Source organism: Ruminiclostridium cellobioparum subsp. termitidis CT1112 (assembly GCF_000350485.1).
Lineage (GTDB): Bacteria > Bacillota > Clostridia > Acetivibrionales > DSM-1351 > Ruminiclostridium > Ruminiclostridium termitidis.
The window spans coordinates 37,626-49,638 of the sequence record NZ_AORV01000044.1; the positions used below are offsets into that span (position 1 = coordinate 37,626).

Sequence of the window (12,013 nt, forward strand, 5' to 3'; positions counted from 1 at the left end):
TGTACTATTCTATTATAAATTTATATTTTTCGGGCATATTCAATGGTTATTAATGTAATAATGTAATGCCTCAAAGACTTCCGACTCATCGGCCCGGCTTTATATTATTTATTAAAAGCCCCTTTTTCCCGTAACTATCTACAGAAAAAAGGAGCTTTTTTATTTAAGTAATAATCCGGACAATTCTTAAAATTCAGGTTCAATCAACCCATAATTGCCGTCTTTACGCTTATACACAACATTTACCTGTTTTGTGTCGGCATTGAAGAACATAAAGAACTCATGGCCCAGCAGGTTCATCTGGAGTACCGCCTCTTCAACATCCATGGGTTTGACGGCAAATCTCTTTGATCTCACAATTTTAAATTCCTTTTCTTCAGGAACATCTTCTGCAAATTTTGCATTTTCAAATGAAAAATACTGTTCATGAAGTCTTCTTTCAAGTCTGGTTCTATTTTTTCTGATTTGTCTTTCAAGAAGATCCACTGTTTTATCTATTGAATTATACATATCTTCGTTTGACTCTTCGGCTCTCAATACAATCCCGTTGAACGGTATTGTGACCTCCACTATCTGCCTTGCCTTTTGAACACTCAAAGTAACATGTGCTTCTGTTTCCTTGGTAAAAAATTTATCAAGCTTGTTAATTTTCTTGGTTACTCTCTCCCTTAGACCTTCGGTAACCTCGATATTTTTTCCTGTAATAATTATTTTCATAAATAACAGCCCCTCTCTGAGTTTTTTGTGCAATTAAATCTTTGAGTTTTTTTACAGTGGTACTTGTTATGAAATAGTACTTCTACACCACCCGGACAAAATCCTTCAAAATATTGCAATCATTTTAGTGTTATTTTAATGTTAAATTTTCAATAACTCTAAATATTGAATTCACAATAATTGCATGAGTTATGCACATATCTTCAACAAAACACCTGTTTTGTGTATAGTTTTCTGTGGATAATGTGAATAACTCTGTTTATAACTGCTCCTTTAAGGAATTTGGCCTGTGGATATACTATATTGATAATTAATACCCCATTTTTGATATTGTTACCAAAATTTTGCCTGTTTATTTCAGTTACTTATTATTGTTCATAATGAATTATATGTGTTTTCAAATTTCTACAGAACTCAGAGTAATATGTTAAATCCCAAATTCAATTTCTATAAACGCAGAAGGCATATGAAAATTATCCTGCCCTGTTGGAGAAAGAGCGGAATACCGTATTGGGCCGTTGACTTCCCTGTCTATCCTGTACAGGTTGAAAAGCCATGTATCATACGGATTTGGCGGGATACTCCCGGCTGTTGCAAATTCAGTAAATGGAATTGCCATTTCTACAAAAAAAGTCTTGTTTACCTCATCAATTATCACAGCCGATTGTATTACCTGTTCTGTTCTTGCGAATGCCACAATTTTTCGGCCGGTAATGTTGTGTATGCTGTAATGTAAAACTGCATTGAGCGGATTGACCTCAATTTCAATGTAAGTTTTTTTGTCCCTGTCATCGTCTATAAATATTTCTACTACGTCTTCATTATAAAGCTTGTCATTGAATTCCGTTAAAGTGGCATTTATGGTTTCATATTGGCACCGGAAGCCTGCATAAAGAAATCTGTCATTCCACATAAGCCTGACAAAGGTATCTCTCGGCGGAGCTTTGCCGGTGGAATTATCTCTGAGGCTTACCTCAACGGCATTGCCCCATACCGGCTTGTGAAGCCTTCCGTCAATCTCTAAATATTCATTGGTCCTTTTGCATATATATTTCAATTTTTTCTCCTTTAACCGAGCAGAAGCCGGCCCGGATAAACCTCATGTCCGGACCAGCCCTTTTCAGTAATTAATATTTATAACTCTTATTTTAAATTAAATATTAATACCCTCTATTGACAATGTATAACACGCCTCACACCGGCTATTTTGCCGCTTTTATTTATCATCGAGAATTTGCTGAACTGCTTCATCCATCTTCTTCAAACCTTCATCGACTGAAACCTTGTTTTTCATAATATATTCGGAAATTTCACCGATTTTGGTATTGGCGTCTCCCGCTCTTACTGTCTGCCACAGAGGACAAGGATTTTGAAGCGCATCCAGATAAACCTGCTTTGTATTCTTTGGTCCGAATTTTGCAGTCAGGAACAATTCCTTATTAATGGAATCTATAGGAGATAGGCCCGCACCACTTGAAACTACCGACTTGTAATTCTCTTCACTGGCTATGAACTTTGTAAATTCCCAGGCTGCAGGAATATTCTTTGAGGAAGGTGATATACATATGCCCTTGGATTGAACAGGGTTGAAGTTTTTGCCTGTAGTACCCTTCGGCATCTGCATTACGTCATAGTTTATGTTGATTCCCTTTGATTCGTCGGCATATCCATAGAGCAGGTAGGATGCCAGAGGATATATGGCACATTTGCCCTGGGCAAATATATCAGTCCATGCAGGAACGGTGTCGAAATCCGGAGCTACGTGATATTTCCATATTGCATCATACAAATACTGGAATGTCCTTTTGGAGGAATCACCCAATAAATTGGATTTTGATCCGTCAAGGGATACAAGTCCTTCACCGTATGAATTGGCAATGGGATCTACAAAGCCGTCTATCCAGGTGGAATAGTTAGCCAATCCCCACTGCACGATATTTTTTGAATCAAAAGCCGGATCTTCGGCATTCTTTCCGTTTTTGTCCAATGTCAGTTTCTTTGCCATTGCCATTATATCATCCCAGGTAGCATCTGCCGCCGGTGCCGACAAACCTGCTTTTTCAAACATATCGGTGTTGTAGGCCAGTATTATTGTGTTAATATCCTGTGGAAGTCCGTAAACCTTGCCGTTATAGGATGAAAGGTCAAGAGCCGACTTATAGTATTTGTTCAGGTCAAAATTATCTTTACCCGCCAATTCACCCACATCCACCAGATATCCTTTATTTGCATAGTCGGCAAGATACAGGGTTGTTGACATTGCAAACACATCAGGTGCACTTCCTGCCGCACTCTGGGTGGCAAGCTTTGTCCAATAGTTTCCCCAATCTGCAAAATCCAGGTTAACCTTTATACCAGGGTTCTTTGCGGTAAAGCTGTCTATTTGAGCTTGAATAGCCTTTGCCTGATCGGCATTTCCCCAGAAATTATACTTGATTTCACCTGTAACCGGTGCTTTTGCAGAATCACCACCTGAAGTTGTTGAAGCTGCATTTGTCCCGGCCGCAGTGGAGGTTCCTGAATCTGAAGTCTGGCTGCTGCCGCAGGCTGCAAACAGAACGGTTAATATTGTCAAACAAAGTACCAATGATATAATTTTAAATTTTTTAAGATTTTTCATTTAAAAATCCCCCTTAATTATAAACTCTTCGACATTTAACAATCTTTCTTTCCCTGCTTAAATGTATTGTTGAAAGTTATCCTTTTTTATATTTTCCATATCAATTGTTCCAGCACCACCGCCTTTTCCAGGTAAACTATCGCACTGCCGCCCTCCCTCCGTTCTTGATTTAAAGTTGTTATCCTTTTACAGCCCCTAATGTTAATCCGCTTACAAAATACTTCTGTGCAGCGAAGAAAATTATTAAACTCGGCAATGTTACTACCGTGATTACACATGCAATCAGGTGTGTATCCGTCAGATTCATTCTCATTTGACTCTGCATTATGCTTACACCGACTGAAATTGTATACTTCTTTATATCGCTTAAGAAGATCAAAGGAGTGAAAAAATCTCCCCATGCCGCAATAAAGCACATAACCCCCACTGCAATAACCGATGGTTTGGCCAGAGGAACAATGATCCTGAAAAGGATGCCTACAGGTGAAGCTCCGTCAATGGTTGCCGCTTCGTCAAGCTCTTTTGGAATTCCCATGATAAACTGCCTCAACAGGAATATGTATACGGCAAATCCAAAGAAGGGCGGTACGATTATAGGCAGGAAAGTGTTATACCAGTTAAAAACCTTATATACCATAAACAGTGGGACCAGCGTACTGTGAACCGGAATAAGCATGGTTGAGAGTATCAGCATGAACCAGATGTTTTTGCCTCTTCCGTTAAACCTGGCAAAACCGTATGCAATGAGCAGGCCCGAAAGAACATTGCCTATAACTACCATCAATGTGGTAAATACAGTGTTTTTAAGCCATAGAAAAACCGGCCATATATCAGCATTTTTTACAAATGCGTAATAATAGTTTTTCCATTGTGGCACTTTAGGGAAAAACTTTTGTGGGTACTCAGTGGTCTCTAAAAAAGTTTTTAAAGATGTTGATACTATCTGCCAAAAGGGTAAAATGAATAAAAACGAAATTAGTAAAAGCGCCAGATAAATTAATATTTTTCCTATTATTTTTTTGTATTTGTTATAATTATTCAAATTATTCTCCTCCTTCATAGTGCACCCAGGAATTGGATGATTTCATTACAAGGAAGGTCAGTATCAATGTAACAATGAATAAGACTACCGATTGAGCCGAGGCATAACCGAATTTTCCGAACTGGAAGGCATCCCGGTAGAGCTTGTAAACATAGAAATATGTGGCCTGGTCGGGTCCCCCGTTTGTAATTACGTATGCCGGTGTAAATATCTGCATTTGGGCGATGCACTGCAGAATAAAGTTGTACAGTATGGTCGGAGTCAGCATTGGCAGTGTAACAGACCAGAACCTTTGAAACGAATTGGCCCCATCAACATATGCAGCCTCGAAATAAGTCTCGGAGATACCCTGAAGCCCCATAAGAAATATTATCATTGTCTGGCCCACACCCCAGGCACCTATGATTATAAAGGTCAGTTTGGCCATACCAGGTTCACCCAGCCAGTCTATGCCCTCAATTCCCACCAGGCTCAGCACTCTGTTTAACAGACCATACCTGGTGTTGAATATGAAAAACATGGATACTGCCGTGGCCACCCCCGGCAATATGGTGGGAATATAAAAAATAGTTCTGAAAAGTCCCAGGGCTTTTATTTTTGTATTCAGCAGCATGGCCAGTATCAACGCAGCCAGCATATTTATGGGCACTCCCAGTATCACCATGTATACGGTGTTAAATATTGCTTTCCTGTATTCCTTATCCCCGAAAAGTTTGATATAGTTCTCAATTCCAACAAAAATATTGTTCATTCCATTTGTTTTAAAGGTACTCAGTACAAAGGTATATACGATTGGGATCAGCCAAAAGAACAGAAATCCTAAAATACCGGGAAGAATAAACAAATACATGTACATCTCATTTCTTTTTTCCTGCCTCATTTTTATCAAAGCCTTCCACCCCCTTATTGACACCTGCGGTTTTATTTGTATTCTGATATGGAGACAAGCCTGTTTTCCTTTATGGATTTTTCTGCTGCCAGGGCAATAAGCAGTGCGTCCTCAGTCTGCTCTATGCTTGCAATAGGTTGTTTCCCATGAGTGATGCAATCAATAAATTCAAGTCTTTGAGTCTGGCAGCCGATATGACCAAAACCGTTGTTGTCCGATATTATATCCGGATTATATTCAACCCTGTCGTTAAATTCACCGCCATAAATTCCAAAGCATTCATCACGCCTTGCTATCAATTGTTTACCATTATCTCCAATAAAGCCGATTTCCAGTCCGTCACCCGAGTTGTTCTGCGGTTTCAGATACATACAGAGTCCCAGCTGGGCTTTTGCTCCATTTTCATATTCAATGGACACCAGAGCATGATCAACAATACTTACATTGCTGATTATTTTGGGCTCTTTTATCGAATAGCTGCAATCTATGAGATTGTCCTGCCCGTTCTTATATACATGCTGTCCGCCCATGGCAAAAACTTTTTTCGGCTTTGAGCCTATCATCCAGTTAAATATGTCAAAATGGTGGCAATCCTTCTCAACTATTGTTCCTCCGGACTTGGTTTCATCATAAAACCACTCCTCCTGGGGAAAGCATTGGCGATACTCCTTGCACCACGCCATCATTACATTTCCAAGCTCTTTTTGTTCATTGAGTTTTTTTCCGATTGTTCTGTAGAGATTTGAGTATCTGTAGACAAGTCCCACCTGAATGATTGACTTACTGCTTTTCTTTGCCTCGACTATCCTCTTATAGCCCTCATAGTTTATTGCAACAGGCTTCTCAAGGAATATATTTTTTTGACGTTTGATACATTCAATAGCCAGTTCTTCATGAAGATATCCGGGTACTGCAATAACCACTGCATCCAGTTCTTCCTTGTCCAGCATTTCAATATAATCGGTATATTGCCTTGCGTTACTGCCCTTGACAGCATCCAGCGCCCTGTTGACAGCAGCCTGCTCCCTGTCACAGACAGCCGTTACCTGAGCCTCTTTTAATGCACTGAAACCGTTAAAGTGACCCATTCCCATATCACCTAAACCGATGATTGCAATTTTTGCCTTTTCCATTAATTATCCCCCGCCTGTAATCTAAAGTTTACTTTTTTGTTTACTAAAATGTTTATATAACGTAAACAGCTGCAACGTTTTAGTAAATTTCTATCTATATTTATCTGATCAGAATAGGTATAAAAAGCAATAATTGTACAACTATCACAAAATCATATGAAGTTATTAATATAATTTACGTTAAAATATCCAAAATACAAATTATTTCGCCTGTACTACGAACACGTAAACTATTTATTTTGTTTACCAAACATGTTATGAACTAATTTTACCACCGGAAATCTATTTTGTAAATACTTAAATACTTTTTAATAATAGGTTTGGTTTTACGTAACAAAAACAATGTTTATTGACTTGTTTAGGGAATTTGTTTACTAACGTTTACTGCCATGTTATACTATATTCAAACAAGTTTTACTGAATTTTATTGAATATATTTCATTACAATTTGCAGCCGCTATGGCGGCTCAAAGCCATCACATGGCTTAGGAGGTTAACTTGAAAGACTTTGCTAATATTCGTCTTTCAAGCTAACCTGTGAATCTATGGCCGTGCGAAATATTCAAAGTATTAGCCAATACTTTGAAAGCGCACATGGCCAATTAACCTCCTTTATTCGCCTTATAGCGATAGAGGAGTAAGCTCATTATTATTTTGCAGCCGCTATGCGGCTAATGGAGGTTAATATGGCTACAATCAGGGATGTGGCAAAAATGGCCAATGTTTCGGCAGCTACCGTATCAAGAATTTTAAATGCCGACAAGACCTACAAGGTGACCAACGAAACCAGGGAACGTGTCTGGCAGGCAGTTAAGGCACTGAACTATGTAAGAAACCAGGGCGGAAAAGAATCCATAAATAAGGTTGATATAAAAAATCCAACGGTTAATAAGGTGAAAATCGGTTGCATCCTGTGCGTAACACGTGAAAAATACACCGATCCCTATTTTATGTCCATTCTGTCGGGTGTGGAATCAAAACTTATAGAGAACGGATACAGCTTATCGGTTATCAGAACAAAAAATGAACTTCAGGATCCTACCGTCCTTTTTAATACCGTAAGTGAATCACTTACCGGTCTCATTATAATGGAAACCCTGAGTGATGAAATATACTCACAGTTAAAGGACAAGGTGGAATTTATAGTCGGTATAGATACAAAACACCAGGATATTGACAATGTATGCTATGACAGGTTTGCTGCCGCCGAAAAGGCAGTTCAGCACCTTATCGAAAAGGGACATAGAAGAATAGCATTCATAGGCGGAACCGACGCCATTGATTCCATAAGGAAGGAACAGCGATACAGGGGATACCTCAGCGTACTGGAGGATAATAATATTCCCGAGGATTTAACCATTGTAAAGAACTGTGAATGGGACTCAAAGCTTTGCTATTCAAAGACAATGGAGCTGCTGAACCTTCCTGAAAGGCCCACTGCAATTTTTGCGGCCAGTGACCTTATGGCTATGATATCGGTCAACGCAATATACGAGCACGGCTTAAAAGTCCCTGATGATATTGCAGTTATAGGATTAAGCAATATTGATATGTCAAAATATTCAAATCCTCCACTGAGCACAATTGATGTCCCCACCACCGAAATCGGGGAAATTGCGGCCGAGATTTTAATATCACGCATCAAGGGAGAACAGTCCCTGCCCAAAAAGATCATTTTGCCAACCAGTCTGATAGCCAGAAACTCAACATGATTTGAGAATGGTTTGAGGATGGTTTGCAAATTGGATTTACCCGGTTACTGTTCTGCTTCAATTGTCAATAGAGGGTAAATTTCTGTAAATGCGTAAAAAAAGTAGGTTGTCTCAGTAATTTATATACTAAGTCAGCCTACCAGTTTTTTTAATAATATATCATAAATTTCAACTATTATTTTTTATTGGAATAGCATTTGCTGCAATATACAGGTTTGTCCAGATGTGGCTTAAAAGGCACCCTTGTAGTTTGCCCGCACTCAGCACATACTGCGTCATATAACTCTTTTTTTGTTGAATGGTCTCTTTTACTTCTACATGCTTTGCATCTTGTAGGTTCGTTTTGGAAGCCTTTTTCAGCATAGAATTCCTGTTCCCCTGCAGAAAAAATGAACTCCTCACCACATTCCTTGCAAACCAAGGTTTTGTCATTATACATTGTATCGCCCCTCACTTAACAGGTATTTTAATATTTTACATTATATTACATACTTTACCATTATTCAATAACAATTTTTTATGAGGGGCGTAAAACGGTGATTTTATGGGCATTTAAGCTAAAAAAGTACGTCTGACAAAAAAGACTGTTACAGTCGGATCACCTGTATAAATTTACAATGCTATGCATTTTATCCCATTTATTTTCCATATCCTCAACCATCTTGAACTGTGTCCTGCATCTGTCCAGATTGTGCTCTTCCCTGTGTATCTTAAAATAAACATCCCCGCTGAGGTAGTCGGTCAAGAACCGTATCCCGCACTCAAGGGTCATCAGTTTAGCACTCAAGGGCAAAAGCTCAACCTCGGTATCTGTCAGCACTTCCCGGGTTGCATCCAGATAACCGTTGGTGTATTTCTCAAAAAGTCTCAGGTCCATACATACTTTTGACAGATCCCGTTCATCCTCGTCGGCCGGATTTGTTCCCGAGCGTATGGCATCCCCAAAATCGTAGAGGGCAGAACCGGGCATTACGGTATCCAGATCCACCACGCAGATACCCTCTCCCGTCTCATCATCAATCATTACGTTATTGAATTTTGTGTCATTGTGGGTAACTCTTACCGGAAGCTTGCCGTTTTGAAGCAATTCAACTATTTTACCGGTTTCTTCTGCCCTTTTGTTCGCAAACTCGATTTCGGTCTTTACTTTTACTGCTCTGCCGAAGGCATCTGCCTTTACAGCCTCTGAAAAAGCCTGGAACCTTTTCCTTGTATTATGGAAATCCGGTATTACTTCATACAGGGAATCGGCTTTAAAGTCCTCCAGCAGATTCTGAAACCTGCCGAAAGCATTGCCTGCATTGTACAGGTGCTCCTCATTTTCAACTATCTGATAAGTTCTCGCACCTTCGATAAATTCATATGCCCGCCAGTACTTGTTATCTCCTGTCCTTAAAAAGCTTTTCCCGGTGACTGTATATACCAGATTGAGCGTTTGTCTCCGGTAATCGCTCCCCCTTGATATGAGCTTCTGTTTGAGATGGTTGGTAACCTTCTCAATATTGCTCATGAGCTGTTCAGGATTTTTAAATATATTAGTGTTGATTCTCTGCAGTATATACCTGTGCTGCGTACCGTCATTTTTCCTGAAGCTTGCCGCATAGGTATCATTGATGTGGCCGAAGCCATAGGGAATGGCATCTATGAATTCACCGTCAAACCGGAAACCGGCAACTATTCCTTTGAAATCAATTTCTGCTTTATCAGGCATTTTTTAAATCCTCCCAGAGATTTTTCGGATATTTGTGGGAGAAAACCATATCTCCTATGGATTTCTTAACAACAGGCTTATCTTCCTGATAGGTCACCCCGTACCACTTGTCAGGGGTAGAAAGTACTTTGACATCAGCTTTTCCCGATTTAATGAGACTGTCTACAACAGTCGGGAGGAAAAACTCCGCTTTTAAAATATTCTCCCTGCTGTTTTTCAGGAATATGGGGAACTGTTCTTCAAGCTCATTGAAAAAGCTGGGATTGAATCCCCAGGTATTCATTGAAACAACACTTCCCTCAGGTATCAATATCCAATTCCGGTCATCCTCGGTATATTTGGTCTCACTTCCGAATTTCATGATTTTGGTTCTTTCATGGATATCTACAAGATTTCCGGAGGCATCCGCATTGCAAACCCCTCTTGCCACATGTCCGTGCTCGGTCAATGTGTTCTCAAGTATGAAACCTACCATGCAGTATTTATATTTGTCTTCCCGGTCATCATTATTTGACAGAAAATCGTTTAGAAGCCTGTAAGTGTCGGCTCCGTAAAAATCATCTGCATTTATTACGGCAAACGGTGTTTTAACCGCCGATTTTGCACTCAGGACCGCATGTCCCGTCCCCCATGGTTTTACTCTGCCTTCCGGTACTGCAAATCCCGAGGGAACATTGTCAATATTCTGATAGACATATTCAACGTCAATGAGTCCTTCAATTTTTTTACCGATAACTTCACGGAAGGTTTCTTCGATTTCCTCTTTTATTATGAATACTACTTTGCTGAAACCGGCCTTTATTGCGTCATATATTGAATATTCCATTATGATTTCACCGTTGGGCCCCACCGGATCGATCTGCTTCAATCCGCCATACCTGCTCCCCATACCGGCAGCCATTATTACTAAAGTTGTTTTATTGTTCATCTGCTATTCCTCCTTTGACCTGTGCGGTTGCTTTGGGTAAATAAATATGTTCCTGCAGAAATTCGGTATAACTGTTTATTTGTATCCTTCCGGATTTTGCGACTGCCATCTCCAGGAATCTGCACACATCTCATCAATCCCCTTTTCAGCAACCCAGTTCAATTCAATTCTTGCCCTGTCGGTGCAAGCATAACAGGCTGCTATATCACCGGGCCTTCTTTCAACTATTTTATAGGGGATATCCTTTCCGCAGGCTTTCGAAAACGCCCGGATCATCTGAAGTACACTATACCCGGTTCCGGTGCCCAGGTTGTATGGCCTGATCCCTATATGATCCTTCGCAAGCTTTTCAATTGCCTTTACATGACCTTTTGCAAGATCCACTACATGTATATAGTCCCTGACTCCGGTACCGTCCGCAGTATCATAGTCATTCCCGAACACCTGCACTTCCTTGTGCTTTCCAACTGCAACCTGTGTTATATACGGAATCAGATTGTTCGGTATTCCGTTGGGATCCTCACCGATTGTACCGCTTATATGGGCACCTATCGGATTAAAATATCTCAAAAGGGCAATATTCCAGGTATTATCGGCAAAATGGAGATCTTTCAATATGTCTTCGATCATAAGTTTAGTTTTACCATAGGGATTGGTTGCCGACAGTGAGAACTCCTCGGATATGGGCACACTGACCGGATCACCGTAAACGGTAGCCGACGAACTGAACACCAGATTTTTCACTCCGTATTTCTGCATCAACTCACATAAAACAAAGGTTCCGGTCAAATTGTTGTGATAATATTTCAAAGGTATCGAAACCGATTCCCCAACCGCCTTTAGGCCGGCAAAATGGATAACGCAATCAATGTTTTCATCAATAAATACTTTTTCAAGGGATTCCCTGTCCAGCAAATCCAGTTTATAAAACTTAACGTTCTTACCGGTTATTTTTTTTACCCTTTCAACTGCTGTTTCCTTGCTGTTGCATAAATTGTCTGCGATAATGACCTCGTAACCGGCCATAAGCAGTTCGACACATGTATGAGTGCCTATATACCCGGCTCCGCCGGTAACTAATACTCCCATATTTAACCTCCATGAGCCATTCTATGGCTTTGAGCCGCCATAGCGGCCACAAAAATAATAATGAAATTGTTTACTGTATTTATAGTGTATAATTAATTGAGCAAAATGTATTTATAATTTTTAATCATTTTCTTATAATAAATCATATAAATACCAACTAGTAGTCTGTAAC

Annotated in this window: 11 protein-coding genes; 1 reads left to right on the plus strand and 10 read right to left on the minus strand. The window is 39.8% G+C overall.

The window, feature by feature from the left end; genetic code table 11:
- Nucleotides 1–186: 186 nt before the first annotated feature.
- The 6 genes from hpf to CTER_RS16355 all read right to left on the minus strand — a co-directional run bounded on the left by hpf (nucleotide 187) and on the right by CTER_RS16355 (nucleotide 6,401).
- On the minus strand, nucleotides 187–717 hold the full coding sequence (gene hpf / locus CTER_RS16330; protein WP_004627212.1) for a ribosome hibernation-promoting factor, HPF/YfiA family: 531 nt from the start codon (nucleotides 715–717) through the stop codon (nucleotides 187–189).
- A 427-nt stretch (nucleotides 718–1,144) separates the two neighbouring features.
- Nucleotides 1,145–1,774, minus strand: coding sequence for a carbohydrate-binding family 9-like protein (locus tag CTER_RS16335; RefSeq protein ID WP_004627244.1), 630 nt, complete (start codon nucleotides 1,772–1,774; stop codon nucleotides 1,145–1,147).
- Between the two features lie 159 nt (nucleotides 1,775–1,933).
- A complete protein-coding gene (locus tag CTER_RS16340; RefSeq protein ID WP_004627272.1) occupies nucleotides 1,934–3,337 on the minus strand; it encodes an ABC transporter substrate-binding protein in 1,404 nt (467 codons plus the stop codon).
- 178 nt (nucleotides 3,338–3,515) lie between these two features.
- The gene (locus tag CTER_RS16345) at nucleotides 3,516–4,379 is read right to left on the minus strand and encodes a carbohydrate ABC transporter permease (protein ID WP_004627235.1); all 864 of its coding nucleotides are present in this window, start codon (nucleotides 4,377–4,379) and stop codon (nucleotides 3,516–3,518) included.
- 1 nt (nucleotide 4,380) lies between these two features.
- Nucleotides 4,381–5,259 carry a carbohydrate ABC transporter permease gene (locus CTER_RS16350; RefSeq protein ID WP_027629332.1) on the minus strand — a complete coding sequence of 293 codons (879 nt, stop codon included), beginning with the start codon at nucleotides 5,257–5,259 and terminating at the stop codon, nucleotides 4,381–4,383.
- Nucleotides 5,260–5,300: 41 nt separating this feature from the next.
- Complete coding sequence (locus CTER_RS16355; RefSeq protein ID WP_004627205.1) at nucleotides 5,301–6,401, minus strand: Gfo/Idh/MocA family protein; 1,101 nt, start codon at nucleotides 6,399–6,401, stop codon at nucleotides 5,301–5,303.
- Nucleotides 6,402–7,087: 686 nt separating this feature from the next.
- Here CTER_RS16355 and CTER_RS16360 point away from each other — a divergent pair.
- Nucleotides 7,088–8,113 carry a LacI family DNA-binding transcriptional regulator gene (locus CTER_RS16360; protein WP_004627336.1) on the plus strand — a complete coding sequence of 342 codons (1,026 nt, stop codon included), beginning with the start codon at nucleotides 7,088–7,090 and terminating at the stop codon, nucleotides 8,111–8,113.
- A 175-nt stretch (nucleotides 8,114–8,288) separates the two neighbouring features.
- Here CTER_RS16360 and CTER_RS16365 read toward each other — a convergent pair whose 3' ends face one another.
- The 4 genes from CTER_RS16365 to galE form a co-directional block, all read right to left on the minus strand.
- Nucleotides 8,289–8,552, minus strand: a complete 264-nt coding sequence (locus tag CTER_RS16365) for a zinc-ribbon domain containing protein (protein ID WP_004627242.1) — start codon at nucleotides 8,550–8,552, stop codon at nucleotides 8,289–8,291.
- Between the two features lie 159 nt (nucleotides 8,553–8,711).
- Nucleotides 8,712–9,824 (minus strand): phosphotransferase enzyme family protein, encoded by a 1,113-nt coding sequence (locus CTER_RS16370; protein WP_004627220.1) that lies wholly within the window; start codon nucleotides 9,822–9,824, stop codon nucleotides 8,712–8,714.
- Complete coding sequence (locus tag CTER_RS16375) at nucleotides 9,817–10,752, minus strand: nucleotidyltransferase family protein (RefSeq protein WP_004627222.1); 936 nt, start codon at nucleotides 10,750–10,752, stop codon at nucleotides 9,817–9,819. Before CTER_RS16375 ends, CTER_RS16370 begins: the two co-directional genes overlap by 8 nt.
- A 75-nt stretch (nucleotides 10,753–10,827) precedes the next feature.
- A complete protein-coding gene (galE, locus tag CTER_RS16380; protein WP_004627250.1) occupies nucleotides 10,828–11,841 on the minus strand; it encodes a UDP-glucose 4-epimerase GalE in 1,014 nt (337 codons plus the stop codon).
- Between the last annotated feature and the right edge of the window lie 172 nt (nucleotides 11,842–12,013).

Coding starts and splice junctions, on each gene's coding strand:
- CTER_RS16365 (WP_004627242.1), bottom strand. CDS start 8,552: ATGTATAATGACAAAACCTTGGTTTGCAAGGAATGTGGTGAGGAGTTC.
- CTER_RS16375 (WP_004627222.1), bottom strand. CDS start 10,752: ATGAACAATAAAACAACTTTAGTAATAATGGCTGCCGGTATGGGGAGC.
- galE (WP_004627250.1), bottom strand. CDS start 11,841: ATGGGAGTATTAGTTACCGGCGGAGCCGGGTATATAGGCACTCATACA.
- hpf (WP_004627212.1), bottom strand. CDS start 717: ATGAAAATAATTATTACAGGAAAAAATATCGAGGTTACCGAAGGTCTA.
- CTER_RS16370 (WP_004627220.1), bottom strand. CDS start 9,824: ATGCCTGATAAAGCAGAAATTGATTTCAAAGGAATAGTTGCCGGTTTC.
- CTER_RS16350 (WP_027629332.1), bottom strand. CDS start 5,259: ATGAGGCAGGAAAAAAGAAATGAGATGTACATGTATTTGTTTATTCTT.
- CTER_RS16355 (WP_004627205.1), bottom strand. CDS start 6,401: ATGGAAAAGGCAAAAATTGCAATCATCGGTTTAGGTGATATGGGAATG.
- CTER_RS16340 (WP_004627272.1), bottom strand. CDS start 3,337: ATGAAAAATCTTAAAAAATTTAAAATTATATCATTGGTACTTTGTTTG.
- CTER_RS16360 (WP_004627336.1), top strand. CDS start 7,088: ATGGCTACAATCAGGGATGTGGCAAAAATGGCCAATGTTTCGGCAGCT.